This is a genomic window from Arthrobacter sp. D2-10, assembly GCF_054161285.1.
This window is the reverse complement of the sequence record NZ_CP096431.1, coordinates 374,756-395,952: the sequence shown is the minus strand read 5'-3', so window position 1 is coordinate 395,952 and position 21,197 is coordinate 374,756. Positions and strand designations below refer to the sequence as shown.

The window sequence follows — 21,197 nt, the reverse complement described above, 5'->3', positions numbered from 1 at the left end:
TAGCTACCCTTGATAGGTGATGCAATCTCCGCTCCCGGTCCGCAACGGCGTCAACGCCACGCGGCTGCGCCTCCCCTCGGAAGGCCCGTGGAGCACGGCCCTTGAGTACATCCTCGACCGCTGGAACCACGTGGATCCGGATGGCATTGCCGAGCGCTTCGACCGCGGCGAGGTGGTTGCGCTCGGCGGCGAGCGCCTGACGCGCCACACGCCCCTCACCGAGCACACCTTCATCTGGTACTACCGGGAACTGCCGGTTGAGAAGCGACTCCCGGTGGAATTGAGCATCCTGCACCAGGACGAGAACCTGTTGGTGGTGGACAAACCGCATTTCCTCCCCACCACACCCGGCGGCATGTATGTCGCTGAATCGGCGCTCGTGAGGCTGCGGGTCCAACTCGACCTGCCGGACCTGATTCCGATGCACCGCCTCGACCGTATGACGGCGGGAATCCTCATGTTCTCGACGAACCCCGCCACCCGCGGTGCGTACCAGCTCCTGTTCGAGAATCGGCGGATCCGCAAGGAGTATGAGGCCGCCGCACCCATCGATCCGTCGCTGCAACTCGACATCCGCCCGTGCACTGTCCACAGCCGCATCGTGAAGTCACGGGACTACCTCCTCGCTCAGGAGGTTCCCGGCGAGCCGAATGCCGAAACCCGCGTCCAGCTCCTCGAAGAACGCAACGGTATGGGCCGTTACCGGCTCCAGCCGCACACGGGCAAGACCCACCAGCTCCGGCTGCACATGGCCGGGCTGGGTCTCGGGATTCTGAACGACCCGTTCTACCCGGTGCTGCTCCCCCAGCAGGACGATGACTATTCGAAGCCGCTCCAGCTCCTCGCCCGGCACATCGAGTTCGTCGACCCGCTCTCCTTCCGGCCGACGTCGTTCACCAGCGGCCTGGAACTCTCCGCACTCGCCTGAGGCGGCACTCGCCTGCGCACCCCAAATCCTGAGGCAGACCAAACTGCGTACCGAAGGGCCGTGTGCGAACAGCGCCCTGTAAATTGGTACAGGTGGACCTGTCGACGCTCGCAGAGTGGTCCCTGATGATTCATCCGGTCACACTGCTCGTAGTTGTGGCCGACGTCTTCGCGCCCATTATGCCGTCCGAATTCCTGGTCATCGCGTCCGGTTCGCTGGCCTCCGAGGGGTCCGTGCTGCTGCCCGTGTCCCTCCTGACAGCCGCTACCGGCAGCCTGCTGGGCGACCTCGCGCTCTACCTGCTCTTCCGAAGAAAGCTGACACACTGGCTGGACCGCTTCCGCTGGGGCCGGGCCGTCCACCGCGGGATCCGAGGCGCAGTCGAGAAAGCCGGAAAGTCCCCCACCTACGCCGGCCTGGTTGCGCTCCGCTTCCTCCCCGGCGGGCGGACCGCAGGAATTGCAGCCGCCGGGATAGCTGAACTCCCCCTCCGTCCGTTCCTGGGATTCGCTGCACTCGGCGGAATCCTGTGGTCCGTCTGGCTGGTCGGCCTGGGCTACATCTCCGATGCCACAACGGGCTTCCCCATGTGGGCTAGCGCACTTCTGGGAATGGGGGTGGGTACTCTGGTGGGACTGATCATTGCAGCGTTCTTCGCGCTGAAGCAACGCCGGGAGGTCCGAAAGACACATGAGCATGCCGACTCCGTCCAACCACCGGCTGCCGCAACCCCCGCCCGTCCCGCCCCGGAAGACACCCGAAGCGGTTCCTCCACCCCCACCGAGCGAGACGACCAGCGTCATTGAGAGGCTGAAGGCAGCACGTCCGAAGACGCCCGTCCCTTCGGACGATCGCGACGCCACCAGCACGACGGCGACGGTCGCCGCACCCTCGGACGCGCCGGTCACGGCGCCCACCCCTTCCAGTCCTCCCGCCGGCGGCACGTCGGACTTGGGCCCCACCGGGCGGCCGGGCCAGGAACGTCAGGGCCAGGAACGTCAGGGCCAGGGCGCCGACGCAACACCATCAAAGGCGCGACAAGAAGAGCTGAAGGCGGCTCGCGCAGAGAAGCTCAGAACTGCTTCCAGCGCTGCCTCGGCGTGGGCGGCTCAATCCGGGAAGCGTACTGCACAGTGGACGGCGTCGGCTTCCCGGTCAGCCGCTGCGAACGTTCGCTCCTGGCCGCTGGACGTGGTCCGGCGCATTCTGGTCACTGTCGTGGTCCTCGGATCGTTGGCAGGCACAGCTTGGGCGGCGGGGTTGTTCGGCGGAACCGAGATCTGGACGGTCGATCTCTTCCGGCCCGATCTTTCGCTCCTCTCGCCCCACCGCTACGCCTTGGCTATCTGGGCGCTGATCGGGCTCGGCCTGGTGGGGTATGTGGTGCACCAATGGTTGCCCGGCGAATCAAACAGTCCCCGGCACCGCAGGCTGGGCTGGATTGTGATGGCCGCGGTACTGCTGAACTTCGGCTTGGCCCTCATGATTTCGGCCGGACTGTACCTCGAAACCCTGATCCTGCATGGCGTCCTGCTTGTCCTGCTGCTGTTCTCCCTGCGGTGGCTTAACCGCTGGCCGGCCGCCACCTCGACGGAGGGCTCACTCGTCGATGTACCGCTTGGGCTTTTCCTTGGCTGGACCGGGTTCACGGCGCTGAGCCACTGTGCTGCGGTGCTCTCCCTGAACGGCTTTTCGTGGCTGTGGGATGACGACTTCCGGTGGGCGGTTGTGGGGCTGGGGATCGTCGTCGTCATTGGAAGCGTCGTGTGCTCCACGGACCGCGGGCGCATCGCCGTCGCTCTCGCCGTGGTTTGGGGCATCGGCTGGATCGTGGTGGAACGCATCATCGGACAACCACAGTCCCTGCTCATCGCGGGCACCGCGGCACTCGCGGCATTCCTGCTCCTCATCACGTCAGGCTCGCGCCGGCACCGGGTGGATCATTCCTACCGGCGCGCCCTTCGCCGTCGGCAGACTGCGAACCTTCCGCCGCTCAACCTCGATGACGAGGACGACGACGACTTCTACGACGAGTACCCCGGACGGTTCGGCCACCCCGATGACCGTCGCTGAGCCTCGGGAACGGCTGGCGCATGTGCGCTGACCAGCCGTTCCCGCTGACTCATCCCGGACGCATCAGCCGACCGTGAGCGCGATCTTCCCGCGCGTATGGCCCGCCATATTCGCGGTAAACGCCTCCGCGGCCTGCTCCAGAGGGTAGGTGGCGGCGAGCACAGGTTTCACGTGGCCTGCCTCGATGAGGTCCGCGAGCGTAGACAAACCCTGCGCGTCCGGACGCACAAACACATACCGTCCGCCGTGTTCCTTCACCTTCGCGTCGGCGATGGATGCCACCCGTCCCTGCTGGGTGAGGACGTCGAGGGATGCCTGCCAATCGGCACCGCCAACGAAATCGACGACGGCGCTCACGCCGTCCGGGGCGATCTTCCGGACCCGGTCAGCGATCCCGTCCCCGTAGGCTACGGGCTCAGCACCCAGTTCGCGGAGGAAGTCGTGGTTGCGCTCCGACGCTGTGGCAACGACCCTGGCGCCGCGGGCCCGAGCGATCTGGATGCCGAGCGTGCCCACGCCGCCGGCGCCGTTGTGGACGAGCACCGTGTCACCGTCCGACACGTCCAGTGCATCCAGTGTCTGCAGGGCTGTGAGTCCGGTGAGTGGAATCGTGGCCGCCTCCGCCCAGGAGAGGTTCGAGGGCTTGCGTGCGAGGGTGCGGACCGGGGCGGACACCCGTTCCGCGAAGGTCCCCTGGCCGACGGTGTCCATCCGGACGTAGCCGAAGACCTCGTCGCCGGCAGCAAACTCGGGGACGGCGGGCCCTGGCTGAATGACGACGCCGGAAACGTCCCATCCGGGAATGACCGGGAAGTGCGCCGTGAGTGCGCCGTCAAGGTAACCGCCCATCACCTTCCAGTCGACGGGATTGACTGAGGTTGCCTTGATTTCGACGAGGACCGTGTCCGGGCCCACCTTCGGCTCCGGCTGCTCACCGTACTCAAGGACGCCGGGGTCGCCGTACTTCGAATAGAACACTGCCTTCACTGGGGATTTCCTTCCATCGGTTCTGCTTCCCCCAGAAGAACCGTGCGGACCCTCCCCAGCATTCCGTGGAACGGCGAGGACCTCGTCACATCTGGGGAGCGTTCGCCTCGACCACGAAGCGCAAGGAATAGTTGTCCAGCGTTCCAGGCAGCCGTCCGCCCACCTTGAGCCGCCCGGGAGACTCGAGCTTCAACGCCGATCCGCCGAGAAGGTGCGACAGGAAGGCGCTGGTGAGCATCAACACCAGGTGGCGTCCCGGGCATGCCGCAGGGCCGTCGCTGAAGGGAATGAGTGCCCAGTCGCCGTCGTCGTCATTCAGCCACCGTTCCGGAGTGTACGCATGCGGGTTCGGAACCGTGCGCTCATCCCGGTGGAAGAAGGGAGCGTAGATGAGCACACCACAGTGCGCAGGGATGGTGCCTGTCTCCCACTCGACGTCGGCGGTGGTCTGCCGGAGAACCATCGGCGTGGTGGGCCACAGCCTCAGCGACTCCAGGACACAGGCGCGAAGCCAAGGAAGGTAACTGCGTTGGCCGTGGGCCTCAGCAACCTCCTCGGCCACCCGTGAGAGCACCCCGGCGTGAGCTGTTATTGCAGCAAGGCTGCGGAACGTTGCCATCCCTGCCGGGTCGAAGGCGAACAGCCACTGCGGAATCTGTTCGCGGGGAGCGGCGTCGTCCGGCGGGTTCGCTCCCGCCATCACTGCGGCGAGGCTGCCCGGAGGTGCCGACTGCATCCGGCGTTCGACGGCGGCAAGAAACTCAGCGCGAAGCTTCCTCCTTCGGGGCTTGAGGAACGCCCAGTTGGCGTCGGCGCGCAGCTGCTGGAGCATATCCGTCAACTCGTGATCGTCGGCCGCGGCGTCGCCGAAGACGATCCGCCTCACCATTCGGTACCAGCTGCGGATGAACTCGTCCCAGGCCAGAACCCCTGTCGCCCTCGATGCGGCCAGTAGGTCTTCGGCCTCTTCGGCCACGACTCGAAGGAATGGTTCCGCAAGGTGGTGGACGGGGCTGGCGCTGTCGAGCACCTGGTCCTGCAGCGCACGTCGCACACTTCGCTCCGCCCCATGGGAGACAAGTGAGTTCCGCGGCTGAAAGTGCGCCAGGGCAGCCTTCTTTTCGCTGCTGTCAGTGGCGAACGGGTCAGGGCTCTCGGCCAGGATACGGTGGACGTCCCGCGGCTCGAGCACAATCGCCTGGCGACGCAGCGGCAACCGGAGGAGCACTGGGGACTGCGGGTATTTCTCAGACAGCGCTTTCACCGTGGCAACAGCCCGTTCATCCAGCCGCAGCTTTTCGCTGAACGCGAGCACCTTTGGCCGCCTGATGATCGGGCCTTTTGCAATATTCGGCGCGAAGACGTTCGTCAGGACCGCCGCGGTCTCCCGCACAGTAAGCATCGGGAGGGATGCATCGGTATTCATACTCCACTGTGGTGTGAAATGGTCCGCCGCGGCAACCGCAACCCAGGCATTCAAAGAATGGCCGAGACTCCCGTGACCGCCCGCCCGACAATCAGTGTGTTGATTTCAAAGGAACCTTCGTAGGTGAAGATGGCTTCGGCATCGGCGAAAATTTTCGCCATCCCGAAGTCAGTCACGATCCCGTTGCCGCCGAAGATCGATCGGCCCAAAGCCACTGTTTCCCGCATCAACGAGGAGGTGTAGGACTTGGCGAGCGCAGCCTGCGCCATGTCGGCTCCGCTGTGCGGAAGCCCCTGCGGTCCCAGGTGCTCGTCCTGCTGCAGCTGCGCCACGCGCGCCATCATGCCAAGGCTCGCCGTGGTGTTCCCGAGCATTCGCACCAGCTGCTGCTGGATGAGCTGGAAGCCTGCCAGTGGACGCCCGAACTGCTGGCGCTCGACGGCGTACGCCCGGGCCGCGTCGAACGCCGCCAACTGCTGCCCCACCGCTTGCCAGCCCACCAGTATCCTCGAACCGCGCAGCAGGTGTTTGGTATCGGTGAAACTGTTGATCCCCGCGAAACGGTCAGTTTCGGACACCCGCACGTTGTCCAGGAGGATGTCGGCGTTCTGGACGGTGCGCAGCGCGATCTTGTTCTCGATCGCCGTCCGTGTCACCCCGGGAAGGGTCGCATCCAGAATGAAGCCCCGCACGGCTCCGTCCGCAGTATCGCGGGCCCACAGCAGCATGTAGTCGCAGAAAGTGCCGTTGCCGATCCAGCGCTTTGCACCGTTCAGGATCCAGGTGTCACCGTCACGGGTGGCCGTGGTGGCCATGCCGCCGGCCACATCGGAACCGTGAAGGGGCTCCGTGAGCGCGAACGCGCCCGTGATCGTGAGATCCATGGCGTCATCCAGCAGCCGGGATTTCTGCTCCTCCGTGCCGAATTCGTGCAGCGCCTCCACAAAGAGGTCGTGGTGCACCATGAAGAACGTTGCCAGCGAGGTATCGGCGCGGGTCAGCTCGGCAATGACCATACCGCTGAAGAGGTAGCTGTACCCCTGCTGCACCGGGGTGCTCAGGTTGAGGGAGGCGAGTTTCGGGAGCACCTCCAGTGGGAACTCGGCCCTGTTCCACCAGTCGGTTGCGTACGGGGCAACCTCCTTGGCCAGGAAGTCGCGGACGTCCCGGAGCTTCGCCCGTTCGACATTGCTGAGCAGGGACTCAAAGCCGTAGAAGTCTGCGCTGGGGAGGCCGCTCTCCATTGAGCTGTCCTTTCGGGGCATAGCAGTCGAAGGGATGGTCTATTTGGGTGCCATGCGGATGGCACCGTCGAGCCGGATGGTTTCACCGTTGAGCATCTGGTTCTCCACGATGTGTGCAACCAGCGCAGCGTATTCGGTGGCCTTGCCGAGCCTGGACGGGTGCGGAACCTGCTTCCCAAGGGATTCCTGGGCTTCCTGCGGCAGCCCGGCCATCATGGGCGTCTCGAAGATGCCCGGAGCGATGGTCATGACGCGGATGAAGGAACGCGCCAGTTCCCGCGCGATCGGCAGGGTCATGGCCGCCACTGCCCCCTTCGATGCGGAGTACGCGGGTTGCCCGATCTGCCCGTCGAAGGCAGCGACAGAGGCCGTGTTGATGATGACCCCGCGCTCGCTGGTCCCCGTCTCAGTCTGAACCGGATCGGTGGCCGCCATGGCCGCCGCTGCCAGCCGCAGCACGTTGAAGGTACCGATGAGGTTGATGTTGATGACCTTGCTGAACTGCTCGAGCGGCAACACGCCCTCCCTGCCCAGCACCTTTCCGGGAGTAGCCACCCCCGCGCAGTTCACGACGATGCGCAGCGGCCCGAGCTCTGACGCCGCGTCGACAGCGGCCTGGACCTCCTCCTCGCTCGTCACGTCCGCCGGCACGAAGCGGGCGCGCTCCCCCAGCGACTCCGCGAAACCGGCTCCGTCCGAATGCGGCAGATCGAGGATCACGACCGCCGCGCCGTCGTCGTGCAGTCGCTGGGCGGTTGCCCGGCCGAGCCCGGACGCACCCCCGGTCACCAGCGCCACCGTTCCTGCACAGTCCATGACATCTCCTTTGCGTCGTGAGTGAGCGAGGCTAAACCGCTTCCTCCCGAGCCTACTGTGATGCAGCGCACTGACTCATCCGCCGTGTCCGCCACTGTGCATAGTGCTCAAAGACGGGCACGACGGCGCGGTCTAGGGTGTCTCTATGCCCACCCGAGAGCCCTCCAGCACCTTCGGCGAGGCCGCAGCCGCCGCCTCCTCCTCGATACCCGCAGCCTTCGGCCACAGGCTGTACGGCCTGCCCGGCACGCACCTCGCGCGGGTCACCCTTCCCGCCCGGCCGAAGGTGCCGTGGCACTACTGGTGGCAGGCGCACTACCTCGACTGCCTGCTCGATGCCGCGGAACGCGAGGCGCGGTCCGGAGGCGCAACCGGGAACACCGACGACGGCGCCGCCCACCGCTTGCGCGCGCGGCGCCTTCTGCGCACCATCCGACTGCGCAACGGCGGTCGCTGGACCAATCGCTACTACGACGACATGGCTTGGCTGGCCCTCGCAGCCTGGCGCTCGGCTGACATCGCAGGCACTCGCCCGCCCGGCAGCCTTACCCCCGTCCTGGCCTCCGCCCATACTCCGGACCTTGGCGGCGGCCTCTTCTGGAACATGTCCCGCGACTTCAAGAACACGCCGGCCACAGCGCCGGCGGCCCTGCATTTCGCCAGGGTCGGGCGGACGAAGGAGGCGGAGCGCCTGGTCGACTGGCTTTTCGCGCGGCTCCAGGACCCCTCGACCGGTCTGCTCCTCGACGGGATCCGCATGCCCGGCGAACGCATGGTGACCGACGTCTACACCTACAATCAGGGGCCGGTCCTCGGCGCACTTCTGGCGCTCGGAGACCCCACAAGCCTGCAGCGGGCATCCGACCTCGTTCTGGCTGTAGCGAAGCACCTCGTGCTGCCGACGGGCGCCCTGCGCACCCACGGCGGCGGCGACGGCGGCCTCTTCACCGGAATCCTCATCCGCTACCTCGGCCTCGCGGCGGAATCACCCGCGCTGCCGGAGCTCACGCGCACGCTCGCGAGAACCGTCATCACGACGACGGCGCGCGCCCTGTGGGCGGGACGCGGCGAGCGGGAAGCCGGCGGGCAGCGCCGTCGTACTGTTTGGGTTTTTCCTGCTGGACCGGGCGAATCCGCCGGCGCAGGAACGGTGGAACTGTCGACGCAACTGCAGGCGTGGATGATCTTCGAGGCTGCCTGCCGGGTGGCGGACATCGGGAACCCCGATGCGGATGGGCCTTCGCTCTGAACCTCAGACGTAAGAGTCCTTCGGCGCCTTCTTCTTCAGCCGAGCGAGGAGGAGCCCGGCGGCCAACGAGCCGAGGGTGGCAATGGCGAGGTCGCCCATGGTGTCCGGATAGGTGACGTGAATACCATCAGTCACCCACGCGTCGCCGGCCCATTCCGCGAACTCCCACAGCACGCTGAGCGCCATACCGAGCAGCACCACCTGAAGAACGACGCCGGCGCGGTCGCGTCGAGAGTTACCCGCGGCCGGCAGCAGCCCGATGTGCGTGGCGAGTACATAGGCCATTCCGGCGACGGGACCGGTGCAGACGCAGTGCACCAACAGGTCCCACCAGGAGATCACCTCGTAGAGGTTCAGGACGCTGCTCCAGCAGGCGAAAATCAGTGCGCACCCGTAGACGGCGTCAAACACCGGGTGCGGACGGGCATAACGCGACAGCGTGAGACCGCCAAGCGCGAGGAAGAAGACCCAGAAGTCCACCGGACCCCACCAGAAGACCATGGCAATAGTGCTGAGCACGGCTACGGCCCGTACGCCGTCCGCTGCCACTTCGGCATGCGTGGCCGGCCGGCGGATCAGGTCGGCGATCATGATTCCAGCCTACGTGCACGGCTAGGATCGGGGTCATGCCGTCCCTGTCAGTGGTCATCCCGTGCAAAGACGACGCCGGACCGCTGGCCCGTTGCCTTGAGGCCCTCGCCGGGCAGACACTGGCGCCGCTCGAGGTGATCGTGGTCGACAACAACTCCACAGACACCAGCGCGGCGGTGGCCGCCGGTCATGGTGCCGCCGTTGTGCATGAGTCCATTCCTGGGATCGCCGCAGCTGCCTCCACCGGGTACGACGCCGCCTCCGGTGACGTCATCGTGCGCTGCGACGCGGATACCATCCCGCCGGCGGACTGGCTGCAACGTATCTCCGCTCGCTTCGACGCCGAACCGGATCTCGCGGTGCTCACCGGCCCGGGGGTCTTCTACGACACCAGCCCGCTTCGCGCACGCGTTGCCGCCATCGCCTACATGCAGGGCTACTTCGTGTCGATGGGGCTGGCCATCGGCCATTGGCCGCCCTTCGGTTCCAATTGCGCTTTCCGCCGCTCCGACTGGCTTTCGGTCCGCGAGCGCGTCCACCGGCACGATCCGAACGTGCACGACGACGTCGACTTCGGCTTCGCGCTCAAGCCCGGCCGGCGCACGGTGTACGACAGGTCACTGCAAGTGGGAATCTCCGCGCGTGCGCTCGCCGGCGGTCGTAAGGGCTGGCTGCGTTTCACGCGCGCTGTGCACACTCTGGCGCTGCATTGGCGCACGGCCCCGCCGTGGGACCGCTGGCGCTGGACTTTGGCCGAGGTTCGGGAGCGCCGTCGTCGGGCGTCACTCGGCGGGTGAGGAGAACCGTTCGGGGTAGAGCAGCGGCAGCTGCAGGGTCAGCCACGGACTGAACGCCCAGGGTGCGGCGGCGACGGCGGTGGTGAGCTCCAGTGGGTCGGCCCACTGCCACTCCATGACCTCGTCTTCGCGGGGATCCACCGGGGACACCGCGCGGGCGGTGTAGACCGGGCAGATCTCGTTCTCGACCACGCCCGATGCGTCGACCGCCCGGTAGCGGAAGTCGGGCAAACGGAGTTCCACGGAGTCCAGTCGAAGGCCCAGTTCGTGCTCGGCGCGCCGCACCACGGCGTCCTCGGTGGCTTCATGCGGCCCTGGATGCCCGCAGAACGAGTTGGTCCAGACACCCGGCCAGGTCCGCTTGCTGAGGGCCCTACGGGTGATGAGGATGCGGCCGTCGTCGTCGTAGACGTGCGTTGAAAACGCGAGATGAAGCGGGGTTGCGGTGGTATGAACCGTTGCCTTGTCCTCGGTGCCGACGGGGGTTCCGTCGTCGTCCGCCAGGACCACAAGCTCTTCCGTGCGGTTCATTTCCCTCCAAGTGTTCGCGCGTGTTTACTTTACCTATGGACAAGGAGACCACACTGGCTGGTTCTGTCGACAGCCAGCTGGTGAACGATGTCCTGGCGGCCTTCTTCGACCGGGCGAAGAACCGGGCGGAAGGCATGCACCCCGATTACCGCACGATGTGGGAGCACCTCGAAGCCGGCACCACGGGCGGGAAGCGGTTCCGCCCCCGCCTGGTTCTGGCCGTTTACAGCCTGCTCGGCGGCACCGACCTGACGACGGCGGCAACGGTCGCCGCCTCGTTCGAACTCCTTCACACCGCGCTGATCGTGCACGACGACGTCGTGGACCGGGATTTCGCCCGCCGCGGCGTTCCGAACGTATCGGGTGTGTACCGCAACCGTGCCGCCGCGCAGGGAAACCCGCCGGCGAGAGCTGAACACGCGGGGCTCTCGGTCGGCGTCATCGCCGGCGACCTGGCCCTGTGCAACGCCTACCGTCTCCTGGGCGAGATCGACACCGACCCTGTCACCCGGCGCAAGTTGGGCGATCTTCTCGACGAAGCAATCTTTGCGTCCGCTGCCGGCGAACTACTCGATGTGCTCGCTCCCCTCGACCCCACGCCGCAACCCGTCGATGAAGTGCTCGACATGGCACGGCTGAAAACGGCGGTCTACTCCTTCGAAGCGCCGCTGCAGGCGGGCGCCGTGCTCGCGGGCGCAGAGGACCGGCTGGTGAATACGCTCGGGGAGTTCGGGCGCTGCATCGGCACGGCCTACCAGGTGGCAGATGACCTGATCGGGGTCTTTGGTGATGAGACCCGCACCGGGAAGGTGGGCTGGGGCGATCTGAGGGAGGGCAAGCGCACGGCGCTGACCTCCTACGCCGCCGAGCAGCCGCAGTGGCCGCGGATTGCCGTTCTCCTGTCCACCCCGGATCTCTCTGCCGCCGGAGCAGCGGAAGCCCGGGAACTGCTGATCGAGTCCGGCGCCCGGGACCGGTCCTTGCAGCTGGCTGCCGACCTCACCGACCGCGCGCTGCAGGCACTCCTGGACCCCTCGGTGCCGGAAGGGCTCCGGAACGGTCTGGCGCCCCTGTCCGACGTCGTCATCGATCGGGTGCGCGTATGAGCCGGGATCGCGACGCGCTGGCTGACTACACCGATGCGGCTCTGAAAGCGTCTGCGGTGGTGCTGCGCTCCTACTCCACGTCCTTCGGGCTCGCGTCACGGTTGTTCGAGCCGGGGGTCCGCCGGCAGGTCGAGTCCGTCTATGCGCTGGTGCGGGTGGCCGATGAAATCGTCGACGGCGTCACCTCCGCCGCAGGACTTGAACCTGTCGAGTCCCGGCGGCAGCTCGACGAGTTCGAGCGGGAAACCGAGCGTGCCCTGGTCAGCGGGTACAGCACCAACCTCGTGATCCATGCCTTCGCGGACACGGCCCGGCGCACCGGGATCGGCACCGACCTGACCCGGCCGTTCTTTTCCTCCATGCGTGCCGACCTCGACCGGACGGAACACACGCCGCAGTCCTTCACGGAGTACGTCTACGGTTCGGCCGAAGTCGTGGGACTCATGTGCCTGAAGTGCTTCCTCCACGGTCACCCCGTGAGTGCCGCTGAAACAGCGCGGCTGGAACGCGGCGCCCGTCACCTGGGGGCAGCATTCCAGAAGGTCAACTTCCTTCGGGACCTTGCCGAGGACTTCTCATCCCTGGGCCGCAGCTACTTTCCGGAGGTCTCTCCCGCCAGCTTCGACGAGGCCGCCAAGCTGCGGCTGCTCAAGGACATCGAGAACGACCTGCACGAATCCCGGGTAGTGCTGCGGGGGCTCCCGCCTTCGAGCCGCAGGGCCGTTGCGCTGGCCCAGGAACTGTTCGCCGAACTGGCAGACAGGATCCGTGCGACGCCCGCTTCGGAACTGATCCGTACGCGCATCAGCGTTCCCAACACGGTGAAGCTGCGGATCGCGGCCGGCGTGCTTGCCGGCCGGCGCGGCCTGGAACCGACGGGCACCCACCAAAACCGGGTCGAGGCGCAGTGAAAGCACGCATTCCCTCAGGACGGACCGTCGTCATCATCGGGGGCGGCATCAGCGGCCTGGCAACCGCGGCGCTGCTGGCCACCGAGGGCCACTCCGTGACGGTGCTCGAGAAGCAGGACGCCGTAGGCGGGCGTGCCCACTCCTTCAGCGAGGACGGATTCCGGTTCGACGCCGGTCCCTCCTGGTACCTGATGCCTGAAGTCATCGACCACTACTTCCGGTTGCTGGGTACGTCGGCGGATGAGCAGTTGGACCTGGTGAAACTCGACCCGGGGTACCGCCTTCTGTCCGAAGGCTTCAGTGATCCGGTCGATGTTCCCGCCGAGCGGCGCCGTGTGGTGGAGCTGTTCGAGAAGCTTGAGCCCGGAGCCGGTGCAAAGCTGGAGCAGTACCTCGACTCCGCGGCCGACACTTACACGATGGCCACCCGACGGTTCCTCTACGCCACGTTCGAGTCGTTCACGTCTCTGCTGACCCCCGATGTCCTCGGCCGCCTGCCGCGCCTCGGTGGACTGCTCCTCGAGCCCCTGCACCGCTACGCCAGCCGCTACGTCTCGGACCCGCGGCTGCAGCAGATTCTGGAGTACCCGGCGGTGTTCCTCGGGACCTCGCCCTTCACGGCGCCGAGTATGTACCACCTGATGAGCCACCTGGACCTCGACGACGGTGTGCTCTACCCGATGGGTGGATTCGCCCGGCTGGTAGACGCTATCGAGCGCCTTGCGCAGGATGCAGGCGTCACCATCCGCACGGGGGCCGAGGTCCTGGGCATCGAAACCGCACCGACAGGATCACGGAAACGCCCGGCTGCGGTACGCGGTGTCCGCTACCGGTCCAATGGGAGCGAATCCACTGCGGCGGCCGACGTCGTCGTCTCCGCTGCGGACCTGCACCACACCGAAACCGCACTGTTGCCCAGGCACCTGCAGACCTACCCCGAACGCTACTGGTCCCGCAGCACTGCCGGGCCGAGCGCGCTCCTGCTGTACCTGGGTGTTCGCGGCGAACTGCCGCAACTGGAACACCACACGCTGCTTTTCACCGCGGACTGGGAGGAGAACTTCCGGGCTATTTTCGGCCGGACCCCATTTGTGCCCTCGCCGGCGTCGATGTACGTGTGCAAGCCCAGCGCCACGGATCCTGACGTGGCGCCCGAGGGCCACGAGAACATATTCGTGCTCGTGCCGATCCCTGCTGATCCGGGCCTTGGAGGCAGCGGCAGCGAGCGTGTGGAGCGCGTCGCGGACGCCGTCATCACCCAGCTCAGCCAATGGGCCGGAATTCCCGACCTTGCCGAACGCATTGTCCTGCGGCGTAGCTACGGGCCCGCCGACTTCCAACGTGATTACCACTCGTGGAAGGGCACCTCGCTGGGACCGGCGCATACGTTGCAGCAGAGCGCGTTCTTCCGCGCCGGCAACATCAGCCGCAAGGTTCAGGGCCTGTACTATGCGGGCGGTTCGACCATTCCGGGCATCGGGATCCCGATGTGCCTGATCAGTGCCGAACTCGTGATCAAGCGCCTGCGCAGGGACGTGAGCACCGGCCCCCTGCCCGTGCCCCTCCGTCCCGGCCTGGTCCGCGAGAACACGGTCGCGTGATGGGGGCGGTCTATCTGCTCTTCCTCCTGGCCTCACTGGGCTGCATGATGCTTCTCGACCAGCGCCTGCGTCTGTTTTTCTGGCACGACGCCGGCCGCGCCGCCGCCGTGCTTGCCGCCGGTGTGCTCTTCTTCCTGGCCTGGGACCTCGCAGGAATCGGACTGGGCATCTTCTACCGGGGCCAGACCGAGGTGATGCTGGGCGTCAACCTGGCCCCGGAGCTGCCGCTCGAGGAGGTCGTGTTCCTCACCTTCCTCAGTTACCTCGTGATGAACCTCTTCCTCATGTTCCGCCGCGCCCTCGATGAGGCCATCCGGCGTCGTGGCCTCAGCGAGCGCACCGGCGATGCGGGGGGACGTCCATGACGTACTGGACACTCAACGCAGTCTTCCTCCTCCCCGCCCTCATGGTCGGAGCCGCCGGCGCTCTCCTGCTCAAGGGACGCCGTCGTACGGTAGCGCTGGCAGCGGCGGGCGGCGCCGCCGTCGTCGTTCTTGTCCTGACCGCTGTTTTCGACAGCCTGATGATAGCGGTGGGGCTCTTCAGCTACGCGCCGGAGCTGATCTCGGGGGTCTTCATCGGGTTGGCCCCGCTGGAGGACTTCGCCTACCCCGTGGCGGCGGTCCTTCTCCTCCCCGCGCTGTGGACAATTCTTGGCGAGCGCAAACGGAAGCGGCAGCTGTGAAGACCATCAAAACCCTCCTGGTGTCCTCGCGCCCGCTGTCCTGGGTGAACACCGCATTCCCGTTCGCGGCGGCATACCTGCTCACCGCCGGGCAGATCGACCTCGCCTGGATCATCGGCACCGTGTACTTCCTGATCCCGTACAACCTGGCGATGTATGGAATCAACGATGTGTTCGACTACGAGTCGGACCTGCGGAACCCGCGCAAGGGGGGCGTCGAGGGTGCTGTCCTTGACAGGACCATGCACACCATCACGCTCCGCGCAGCGATCGCCACCAACGTCCCGTTCCTCGCGATCCTCGTGCTGCTCGGCGGACCCTTGTCCTGGCTGGTGCTTGCCGTCAGCGTCTTCGCGGTCATCGCCTACAGCGCGCCCGGGCTCCGCTTCAAGGAACGCCCGTTCCTTGACTCCATCACCTCGAGCACGCACTTCGTCAGCCCGGCGGTATACGGACTGGTCCTGGCGCAGGCAGAATTCACGCCTGCCTTGTGGGCGCTGATCGGCTCGTTCTTCCTCTGGGGCGTCGCCAGTCAGGGGTTTGGTGCCGTGCAGGATGTCGTCGCGGATCGCACCGGCGGCATCGCTTCGATTGCCACCGTCACCGGAGGGCGCGCGACCGTCAGGTTCGCGATTGCCGCCTATCTGGTGGGAGGGGCGCTCATGCTCTTCACCCCGTGGCCGGGACCGCTCGCCTCGTTCCTGGTGCTGCCGTACGTGATCAACATTGTTCCGTTTGCGTCCCTGGATGACGACGACGCCGAACTCGCCCACCGCGGGTGGAAACGGTTTCTCTGGCTCAACTACGTGACAGGGTTCTTGGTGACGATGCTGCTAATCTGGTACGCCGCGATTCGCTGAGGTTCCGCGTTCCTTTCCCGCAGCTAAGGTTCTTTTTCCTGCAGCTCAGAAGAGCTGGGTGCCGACGAATCCGTACACGCCGAAGGCCAGCCCTGCGGCGATCAGACCCATGGTGATCACCGAGGGCACCAATCCGCTCTGGCGGAAGACTCCCAGCACGCTGAGGATGAGTGACACTGCAGCCAGGGGAAGTGTGACGTAGAGGACGAAGAAGAGGACCCCGAACCCGGTGTCGACGCCGTCTTCGACCAGAAAGAAGACGGCCGACGTAGCGAGAGCGTTGATCACAAGCAGAATCAGGGCCATGCGGCCAATCCATTTGCCCGTCGTCCGGGTCCCCCTGACTGCCATGTTCAATTGTGCAGCGAAGAGGGGCATCACCGCGAGCAGTTGCGGGCCCGGACTTGAAGGGGGCGTTAACTTTTCTCTTCGTGATGTTTTGACCGGTGGCCGGCGATTGCGGCGCGGACATCGCCCTCCGTGTGCCCGCCCTTCTTCTTCCCGAACGGCAACGCTTTGAGCAGCGGATGCACGATCGCCATGACCAGGAGACCCCAGGCGAGTCCGACGATGGCTGAGCACAGGGTGTTGACGAGCCAGGCCAGCAAGCCGCCCACCACGGCGATCCCGGCAAACGGCTCCTCGAGGCCATGGATCAGGTCATACGGCAGGTGCCAGCCCAGGTCATGAGCGCCCTGCACCATAATGTGTCCGCCAACCCAGAGCATGGCGATCGTTCCCACGAGGGTGATCGCGGTCAGCACAGCCGGCATCCCCTTCACCAGCAGTTCGCCGAAGCGCTTGGAGCCCGCGGAGTCCTTGGTGGTCAGGTGGAGTCCGATGTCGTCCATCTTCACAATGAGGCCAACGGCTCCGTACACGAGGACGGTAATGGCAATGGCGACGACGACAAGGATGAGCGCCCGGGACCAGATTGACTCAGTGGCAACCTCGTTCATCGAGATGACCATGATCTCGCAGGACAGGATGAAGTCGGTGGTGATGGCACCCTTGATGACCTTGGCCTCGGCGTCCGGCCCCCGTTCGACGGCCGGCGCCTTTTCGTCGTCGTGGTGGCCGCGCAGCTTGTGCCAGACCTTCTCAGCGCCTTCGTAACAGAGATAGGTGCCGCCCAGCATGAGGATGAAGGGGATTATCCATGGGATAAAGGCGCTGATGAGCAGCAGTGCCGGCAGGATGACCAACAGTTTGTTTCGCAGCGAGCCCCAGAAGATCCTCTTGATCATCGGTAGTTCACGGGACGGGTCCGCGCCGGATACGTACTGCGGAGTCACGGCGGCATCGTCGATCACGACGCCGGCGGCCTTGACCCCGGCCCTCGCTGCTCCGGCAGCGACGTCGTCGACCGATGCGGCCGCTATGCGTGCCAGGGCTGCAACGTCGTCCAGCAGGGCGACGAGACCGCCGCTCACTGGTCGCTCCCGGCGTGCTCGGGAACGGGTTGCTCGGCGTGAACGCTTCGGTCAAGGTACTTGATTGGCATGTTCGGAGTATATGGCGACTGACAACCCGTCGTCATGGACGGCTGTGCCGGAATCAGCGTTTCGAATCTCTGGCGGGCCTGGGTCTGCAGGGCTACAGTCGGTCCCGGTATGACGACGAAGGAGTAGACGTGACAAAGTATCTGATCTCGTTCCCGAGCAGCGCCATGAGATTTCCTCAAGAGGACCTGCAGTCCGTTTCGGACGCGGCGCACGCCGTCGTGCAGGAGGCCAAAGATGCCGGCGTCTGGGTTTTTGGCGGCGGCATCGATGAGAGCGTGCCGCCTGTAATGGTGGACGGCACGGGGACCGTGATTGAGGCTACCTACCCAGAGACGAAGCATCTCGAAGGCGGGTACACCGTGCTGGAAGTGCCGACCCGGGAGGAAGCGCTGGAATGGGCCGCGAAGATTGCGGTTGCCTGCCGTTGCGCGCAGGAGGTTCGAGCGTTCCAGTACGACCCCGCCAGCTGACCGTCCTCCTCCGCCCGGCTCAGCGCGGGGCCGCCGGACGCGATGACCAGACCCGGGCATGCAGCCTTTCGATACCGTCCAACAGCAGATCAAGAGCGAACTCGAATTCAAACTGGTCATCACAACCGGTTCCGACCACTGAGTCCTGCTCGTGAGCTGAAGCTGTAGCGACACGCATGATGTTGGGATAGCGCCTTGCCATCTCCTGGAGCATCGCCAACTCCGCCTCGCCCATCTCTCCGGGGGCTTCCTCCGGATGGCTGGGGGGTTCTTCGAATAGTTCCTGGGTGAACCCCCACATACGGCTTCCGATCGCGTGCATTACGTGGTGGGTGAGGTCCACCGTGAAACCGGCGCTGATGAAGATGCCGATGAAGGAATCCATGTAGGCGAGGACGCCCGGTGTCTTGGTGGTACGGGTTTCGAACACCCGACGCGCCCATTGATGCCGTTGAAGCATCCGCCTGGCCGAGAGAATGCGGTGGCGAACGGCGTCTTTCCATTCCGCTCCGATGAGCGGCGGGTCTATCTCGCCGATGAGGATGTCCACCATGCCATCGAGGAGTTCTTCTTTGTTGGCAACGTGCTTGTAGAGGGCCATGGGCACGACGCAAAGTTCAGCAGCCAGCTTCCGCATGCTCAGTGACTCCACACCGGACGAGTCAGCGAGCCCGACTGCGGACCGGAGAACGCGTTCACGATTGAGCCGCAGCCGTGAGGGCTGCGATTTCTCCCCGCTCATCGTTTCTCCGCTCTCTCAGGACGCCTATTGACTAGTGTACGGCGTACACCTACAGTCAAGGGATCGCGGGTGTACGCAGTACACCTTTATCTGATTACATCATCTCCGAAGGACAAACTATGGCAACGGTCAGCGAAGGTGTACACCCGGCAATCCGCCCTGTAGCAAGGCGGAGACGGGAGTGGCTCGTGCCCGCCGGATTGATCCTTTTGAGCCTGATTCCCGTACTCGCCGGAGCAGTCCGTCTTGGCGAACTGACGGGAGGCGCACCGATCACGGACCGCAACGCCCGCTTTTTCGATTCCCCCGTTCCCGTGGTCATCCACATCGTCGCCGTCGTGGTCTATTCGCTCCTCGGCGCATTCCAGTTCGCCCCCTCCCTTCGGAGGGGCAGGCGACAGTGGCACAGGATCGCCGGGCGGATCCTCATCCCTGCAGGTCTGCTCAGTGCGCTTTCCGGCCTGTGGATGGCGCTCTTCTACGCTCTGCCGCCCAGCGACGGACTGCTCCTGCTGGTTTTTCGCCTCATCTTTGGAATTGCCATGACGGCGAGCATTGTCCTTGGCATCCGCGCGGTCACACGGCGTGACTTCGCGGGGCACGGGGCGTGGATGACCCGCGCCTACGCGATCGCGCTCGGCGCGGGAACCCAGGCACTCATCCTCATCGTGCCGGAAGTCCTCTCTAGCCCGCCCGATGTGACTACCCGGGCAGTCCTGATGGGAGGCGCCTGGGCCATCAACCTGGCGGTGGCCGAGTACTTCATCCGCAAAAGGTGAGTGAGCAACTTCATCACAGGCGACAATGCGCTGCGGGCCCCTGACCTGTACGATGTTTCAGCACATCAACAAGGAGGAGCAGCACCCCACATGGCTACTGACTACGACGCCCCCCGCGTCCGCGAGGAAGATCAACCGGCGAACGAGTCGCTCGAGGCGCTGAAAGCCGAGCGTAGCTCAGCTGCAAAGACAGCCGTCATCGACGTCGATGAAGCCGATACCGCAGAAGGTTTCGACCTGCCCGGCGCAATGCTCGACGAGGAACTACAGATCCACGTTGTTCCCGCACAGGCGGACGAATTCACCTGCATGTCTTGTTTCCTGGTACGGCACCGCAGCCAGCTTGCAAGAGAAGATAACGGCGCCAAGTTCTGCGCCGACTGCGAGAGCTGAATACACCCGGATCCGTGGGCACACTCGGCCGGACTGGCCTAGGGTGTGAGCCATGTATCTGGAGAACCTCGTCATCGACGCAGTTGAACCGCAGCGGCTGGGTCGATTCTGGGAGGCGGCGGTCGGTGGAGAGCGCCTAACGGACGAGGACGACATCTTTGAAACCCGCCTTGCCCTCGCAGGCGGGCCCGTACTCGACCTTTGTTTCCCACGAGTTCCCGAACCCCCAGCGCGCCAACCCCGGCTCCATCTCGACCTTGAGGGCGGCGCCCATCAGGCCGAGGTGGTGGACCGGTTGCTCCGATTGGGCGCCGATCCACTCGATGTCGGGCAAGGTGACGTGCCCTCGGTGGTCCTATCCGATCCAGAGGGCAACCCCTGCTGCGTGATGGAGCAGCGGGCGGCGTACGCCAACAGCGGGCCGATCGCTGCGCTGCCCCTGGACTCAGCCGACCCGGAGCGCGACGCCGGATTCTGGTCCTGGTTGACCGGATGGATCCTCGTGGCCGGGGCTTACCCCTCCCTCCGCCACCCTTCGCTGCGAGGCCCTGTGCTCGAGCTGTGCCCCGAGCCGGCGCCGAAAGGCGAACTGAAGAACCGGTTGCACCTCGACATTCGCCTCGAGGCCGGAGAAGACCCCGACGAAGTAGCAGCAGGCATCGCGGAGCGCGGCGGCCGTGAGCTTCACCCGGACTGGGGAGATCTGCCGTGGCGCATCTACGCCGACCCGTCGGGCAACGAGCTGTGCGTGCTGCCCGCACGGGACTAAGGCCCGGCTTCAGTCGGGTGGGTCCTGACCGACCAGCCCATCGACGCGCCCCAGGCCCGCGGCATCCAGCCCCGCGAGAGTCCCCGAAGCCCGTGCACCGTCACCCTGGGATGTTCCAATTCGGCACCTTTACGGTACGGTGAGCAGAGAGGGGTACCAGTTACTCCTCAGTACGGCGTTATCAGCACTACTGTTTGACCGTTCAACGAGCCAGCTCTTAGGCCTCGTGCCGGTCCAGATCAGATACCTCCAGCGGATCTTCAGCCAGCAGGGTCCACTGCCACGCGATCGCGTTATCCCCCGCAGGGACCAGTTACTGCGCACTTCCAGGTGCGCCCTATCAAGCTCCAGCGTCACCTCCCGCCTGTCAGCGGCTTATTGGTGACCCCACACGGACACAAGAGACGTCCCGTCAAGAAAACAGGCTATGGACGTCCGGACAATCGTTTAGGACAAGAGCCATGAGCTACAACAGCAAAATCGATCCCACTGAACCGTTCCCGGAAGACCTGCGACTGCTGGACGACTGCGCACTCCACGTACTCAACAGCAAGGTCCATCGCGAGTTGGACGCCGAGTACGCACAGGGGTTTCCCGAGATGGAGACCGAATTCCGGAAGGAAGAACTCGCTCAGGAATTGAACCGGCGCGCCAGCAGCGCGATCGCGGGCAAGCGTCCACGGCTGCTGCGCGCGGTCTGAGAAGTAGGATCTGGACCCCGTCCCTGCCGGGAG

Annotated in this window: 25 protein-coding genes; 16 read left to right on the top strand and 9 right to left on the bottom strand. The window is 65.5% G+C overall.

Annotated features, from left to right (window positions below):
- Positions 1 to 19: 19 nt before the first annotated feature.
- From M1D74_RS02030 to M1D74_RS02020, 3 genes are all read left to right on the top strand, one after another.
- A complete protein-coding gene (locus M1D74_RS02030; RefSeq protein ID WP_458117119.1) occupies positions 20 to 928 on the top strand; it encodes an RluA family pseudouridine synthase in 909 nt (302 codons plus the stop codon).
- A 92-nt stretch (positions 929 to 1,020) separates the two neighbouring features.
- Positions 1,021 to 1,734: a DedA family protein gene (locus tag M1D74_RS02025; protein WP_458116317.1), complete on the top strand. Its 714-nt coding sequence runs from the start codon at positions 1,021 to 1,023 to the stop codon at positions 1,732 to 1,734.
- Complete coding sequence (locus M1D74_RS02020; protein WP_458116316.1) at positions 1,625 to 3,001, top strand: hypothetical protein; 1,377 nt, start codon at positions 1,625 to 1,627, stop codon at positions 2,999 to 3,001. Before M1D74_RS02025 ends, M1D74_RS02020 begins: the two co-directional genes overlap by 110 nt.
- Before the next feature lie 63 nt (positions 3,002 to 3,064).
- On the opposite strand, the gene M1D74_RS02015 is transcribed toward M1D74_RS02020, so the two are convergent.
- The 4 genes from M1D74_RS02015 to M1D74_RS02000 form a co-directional block, all read right to left on the bottom strand.
- Complete coding sequence (locus tag M1D74_RS02015; protein WP_458116315.1) at positions 3,065 to 3,988, bottom strand: NADP-dependent oxidoreductase; 924 nt, start codon at positions 3,986 to 3,988, stop codon at positions 3,065 to 3,067.
- 85 nt (positions 3,989 to 4,073) lie between these two features.
- Complete coding sequence (locus tag M1D74_RS02010) at positions 4,074 to 5,414, bottom strand: cytochrome P450 (RefSeq protein ID WP_458116314.1); 1,341 nt, start codon at positions 5,412 to 5,414, stop codon at positions 4,074 to 4,076.
- Between the two features lie 50 nt (positions 5,415 to 5,464).
- Complete coding sequence (locus M1D74_RS02005; RefSeq protein ID WP_458116313.1) at positions 5,465 to 6,658, bottom strand: acyl-CoA dehydrogenase family protein; 1,194 nt, start codon at positions 6,656 to 6,658, stop codon at positions 5,465 to 5,467.
- Positions 6,659 to 6,697: 39 nt separating this feature from the next.
- Entirely contained in the window at positions 6,698 to 7,474 is a 777-nt protein-coding gene (locus M1D74_RS02000; RefSeq protein WP_309069905.1) for a 3-hydroxyacyl-CoA dehydrogenase, read from the bottom strand.
- A 145-nt stretch (positions 7,475 to 7,619) separates the two neighbouring features.
- Here M1D74_RS02000 and M1D74_RS01995 point away from each other — a divergent pair, with 145 nt between their 5' ends.
- The gene (locus M1D74_RS01995; protein ID WP_458116312.1) at positions 7,620 to 8,723 is read left to right on the top strand and encodes a glycoside hydrolase family 76 protein; all 1,104 of its coding nucleotides are present in this window, start codon (positions 7,620 to 7,622) and stop codon (positions 8,721 to 8,723) included.
- A 3-nt stretch (positions 8,724 to 8,726) separates the two neighbouring features.
- On the opposite strand, the gene M1D74_RS01990 is transcribed toward M1D74_RS01995, so the two are convergent.
- Positions 8,727 to 9,314 carry a hypothetical protein gene (locus M1D74_RS01990; RefSeq protein ID WP_458116311.1) on the bottom strand — a complete coding sequence of 196 codons (588 nt, stop codon included), beginning with the start codon at positions 9,312 to 9,314 and terminating at the stop codon, positions 8,727 to 8,729.
- Positions 9,315 to 9,349: 35 nt separating this feature from the next.
- On the opposite strand from M1D74_RS01990, the gene M1D74_RS01985 reads away from it, so the two are divergent.
- Entirely contained in the window at positions 9,350 to 10,111 is a 762-nt protein-coding gene (locus M1D74_RS01985) for a glycosyltransferase family 2 protein (RefSeq protein ID WP_458116310.1), read from the top strand.
- Here M1D74_RS01985 and idi read toward each other — a convergent pair.
- A complete protein-coding gene (idi, locus tag M1D74_RS01980; RefSeq protein ID WP_458116309.1) occupies positions 10,097 to 10,642 on the bottom strand; it encodes an isopentenyl-diphosphate Delta-isomerase in 546 nt (181 codons plus the stop codon). The two genes, M1D74_RS01985 and idi, sit on opposite strands and share 15 nt — an antisense overlap.
- 35 nt (positions 10,643 to 10,677) lie before the next feature.
- Here idi and M1D74_RS01975 point away from each other — a divergent pair, with 35 nt between their 5' ends.
- Genes M1D74_RS01975 through M1D74_RS01950 form a run of 6 tightly spaced genes read left to right on the top strand, consistent with a single transcriptional unit; the run spans position 10,678 to position 15,805 of the window.
- Positions 10,678 to 11,748, top strand: coding sequence for a polyprenyl synthetase family protein (locus tag M1D74_RS01975; RefSeq protein WP_458116308.1), 1,071 nt, complete (start codon positions 10,678 to 10,680; stop codon positions 11,746 to 11,748).
- A complete protein-coding gene (locus M1D74_RS01970; protein ID WP_458116307.1) occupies positions 11,745 to 12,659 on the top strand; it encodes a phytoene/squalene synthase family protein in 915 nt (304 codons plus the stop codon). Before M1D74_RS01975 ends, M1D74_RS01970 begins: the two co-directional genes overlap by 4 nt.
- The gene (gene crtI / locus M1D74_RS01965; protein WP_458116306.1) at positions 12,656 to 14,260 is read left to right on the top strand and encodes a phytoene desaturase family protein; all 1,605 of its coding nucleotides are present in this window, start codon (positions 12,656 to 12,658) and stop codon (positions 14,258 to 14,260) included. Before M1D74_RS01970 ends, crtI begins: the two co-directional genes overlap by 4 nt.
- Positions 14,260 to 14,625 (top strand): lycopene cyclase domain-containing protein, encoded by a 366-nt coding sequence (locus M1D74_RS01960; protein ID WP_458116305.1) that lies wholly within the window; start codon positions 14,260 to 14,262, stop codon positions 14,623 to 14,625. The genes crtI and M1D74_RS01960 overlap by 1 nt, the downstream gene beginning before the upstream one ends.
- Positions 14,622 to 14,945 (top strand): lycopene cyclase domain-containing protein, encoded by a 324-nt coding sequence (locus tag M1D74_RS01955; protein ID WP_458116304.1) that lies wholly within the window; start codon positions 14,622 to 14,624, stop codon positions 14,943 to 14,945. The genes M1D74_RS01960 and M1D74_RS01955 overlap by 4 nt, the downstream gene beginning before the upstream one ends.
- Complete coding sequence (locus tag M1D74_RS01950; protein ID WP_458116303.1) at positions 14,942 to 15,805, top strand: prenyltransferase; 864 nt, start codon at positions 14,942 to 14,944, stop codon at positions 15,803 to 15,805. Before M1D74_RS01955 ends, M1D74_RS01950 begins: the two co-directional genes overlap by 4 nt.
- Before the next feature lie 45 nt (positions 15,806 to 15,850).
- Here M1D74_RS01950 and M1D74_RS01945 read toward each other — a convergent pair whose 3' ends face one another.
- Together M1D74_RS01945 and M1D74_RS01940 are read right to left on the bottom strand one after the other, a co-directional pair.
- The gene (locus M1D74_RS01945; protein WP_309069894.1) at positions 15,851 to 16,111 is read right to left on the bottom strand and encodes a hypothetical protein; all 261 of its coding nucleotides are present in this window, start codon (positions 16,109 to 16,111) and stop codon (positions 15,851 to 15,853) included.
- A 110-nt stretch (positions 16,112 to 16,221) separates the two neighbouring features.
- Positions 16,222 to 17,238, bottom strand: coding sequence for a DUF808 domain-containing protein (locus M1D74_RS01940; RefSeq protein ID WP_458116302.1), 1,017 nt, complete (start codon positions 17,236 to 17,238; stop codon positions 16,222 to 16,224).
- A gap of 200 nt (positions 17,239 to 17,438) precedes the next feature.
- Between M1D74_RS01940 and M1D74_RS01935 the strand changes: the two genes are divergently transcribed.
- The gene (locus tag M1D74_RS01935) at positions 17,439 to 17,780 is read left to right on the top strand and encodes a YciI family protein (protein ID WP_309069892.1); all 342 of its coding nucleotides are present in this window, start codon (positions 17,439 to 17,441) and stop codon (positions 17,778 to 17,780) included.
- 19 nt (positions 17,781 to 17,799) lie between these two features.
- Here the strand turns inward: M1D74_RS01935 and M1D74_RS01930 are convergent, their stop codons facing one another.
- A complete protein-coding gene (locus M1D74_RS01930; protein ID WP_458116301.1) occupies positions 17,800 to 18,522 on the bottom strand; it encodes a TetR/AcrR family transcriptional regulator C-terminal domain-containing protein in 723 nt (240 codons plus the stop codon).
- Positions 18,523 to 18,641: 119 nt separating this feature from the next.
- On the opposite strand from M1D74_RS01930, the gene M1D74_RS01925 reads away from it, so the two are divergent.
- The 4 genes from M1D74_RS01925 to M1D74_RS01910 all read left to right on the top strand — a co-directional run bounded on the left by M1D74_RS01925 (position 18,642) and on the right by M1D74_RS01910 (position 21,164).
- Positions 18,642 to 19,301 carry a DUF2306 domain-containing protein gene (locus tag M1D74_RS01925; RefSeq protein ID WP_458116300.1) on the top strand — a complete coding sequence of 220 codons (660 nt, stop codon included), beginning with the start codon at positions 18,642 to 18,644 and terminating at the stop codon, positions 19,299 to 19,301.
- Positions 19,302 to 19,391: 90 nt separating this feature from the next.
- A complete protein-coding gene (locus M1D74_RS01920) occupies positions 19,392 to 19,694 on the top strand; it encodes a DUF4193 domain-containing protein (RefSeq protein WP_309069889.1) in 303 nt (100 codons plus the stop codon).
- Between the two features lie 52 nt (positions 19,695 to 19,746).
- Complete coding sequence (locus M1D74_RS01915; RefSeq protein WP_458116299.1) at positions 19,747 to 20,463, top strand: VOC family protein; 717 nt, start codon at positions 19,747 to 19,749, stop codon at positions 20,461 to 20,463.
- A gap of 461 nt (positions 20,464 to 20,924) precedes the next feature.
- A complete protein-coding gene (locus M1D74_RS01910) occupies positions 20,925 to 21,164 on the top strand; it encodes a hypothetical protein (RefSeq protein ID WP_309069887.1) in 240 nt (79 codons plus the stop codon).
- Positions 21,165 to 21,197 lie beyond the last annotated feature (33 nt).

What these genes read in the sequence shown, in the direction of transcription:
- M1D74_RS02030 (WP_458117119.1), top strand. Translation starts at nt 20, where the DNA reads ATGCAATCTCCGCTCCCGGTCCGCAACGGCGTCAACGCCACGCGGCTG.
- M1D74_RS02020 (WP_458116316.1), top strand. Translation starts at nt 1,625, where the DNA reads ATGCCGACTCCGTCCAACCACCGGCTGCCGCAACCCCCGCCCGTCCCG.
- M1D74_RS02010 (WP_458116314.1), bottom strand. Translation starts at nt 5,414, where the DNA reads ATGAATACCGATGCATCCCTCCCGATGCTTACTGTGCGGGAGACCGCG.
- M1D74_RS02005 (WP_458116313.1), bottom strand. Translation starts at nt 6,658, where the DNA reads ATGGAGAGCGGCCTCCCCAGCGCAGACTTCTACGGCTTTGAGTCCCTG.
- M1D74_RS02000 (WP_309069905.1), bottom strand. Translation starts at nt 7,474, where the DNA reads ATGGACTGTGCAGGAACGGTGGCGCTGGTGACCGGGGGTGCGTCCGGG.
- M1D74_RS01995 (WP_458116312.1), top strand. Translation starts at nt 7,620, where the DNA reads ATGCCCACCCGAGAGCCCTCCAGCACCTTCGGCGAGGCCGCAGCCGCC.
- M1D74_RS01990 (WP_458116311.1), bottom strand. Translation starts at nt 9,314, where the DNA reads ATGATCGCCGACCTGATCCGCCGGCCGGCCACGCATGCCGAAGTGGCA.
- M1D74_RS01985 (WP_458116310.1), top strand. Translation starts at nt 9,350, where the DNA reads ATGCCGTCCCTGTCAGTGGTCATCCCGTGCAAAGACGACGCCGGACCG.
- idi (WP_458116309.1), bottom strand. Translation starts at nt 10,642, where the DNA reads ATGAACCGCACGGAAGAGCTTGTGGTCCTGGCGGACGACGACGGAACC.
- M1D74_RS01975 (WP_458116308.1), top strand. Translation starts at nt 10,678, where the DNA reads ATGGACAAGGAGACCACACTGGCTGGTTCTGTCGACAGCCAGCTGGTG.
- M1D74_RS01970 (WP_458116307.1), top strand. Translation starts at nt 11,745, where the DNA reads ATGAGCCGGGATCGCGACGCGCTGGCTGACTACACCGATGCGGCTCTG.
- M1D74_RS01960 (WP_458116305.1), top strand. Translation starts at nt 14,260, where the DNA reads ATGGGGGCGGTCTATCTGCTCTTCCTCCTGGCCTCACTGGGCTGCATG.
- M1D74_RS01955 (WP_458116304.1), top strand. Translation starts at nt 14,622, where the DNA reads ATGACGTACTGGACACTCAACGCAGTCTTCCTCCTCCCCGCCCTCATG.
- M1D74_RS01945 (WP_309069894.1), bottom strand. Translation starts at nt 16,111, where the DNA reads ATGGCCCTGATTCTGCTTGTGATCAACGCTCTCGCTACGTCGGCCGTC.
- M1D74_RS01930 (WP_458116301.1), bottom strand. Translation starts at nt 18,522, where the DNA reads ATGAGCGGGGAGAAATCGCAGCCCTCACGGCTGCGGCTCAATCGTGAA.
- M1D74_RS01925 (WP_458116300.1), top strand. Translation starts at nt 18,642, where the DNA reads ATGGCAACGGTCAGCGAAGGTGTACACCCGGCAATCCGCCCTGTAGCA.
- M1D74_RS01920 (WP_309069889.1), top strand. Translation starts at nt 19,392, where the DNA reads ATGGCTACTGACTACGACGCCCCCCGCGTCCGCGAGGAAGATCAACCG.
- M1D74_RS01915 (WP_458116299.1), top strand. Translation starts at nt 19,747, where the DNA reads ATGTATCTGGAGAACCTCGTCATCGACGCAGTTGAACCGCAGCGGCTG.
- M1D74_RS01910 (WP_309069887.1), top strand. Translation starts at nt 20,925, where the DNA reads ATGAGCTACAACAGCAAAATCGATCCCACTGAACCGTTCCCGGAAGAC.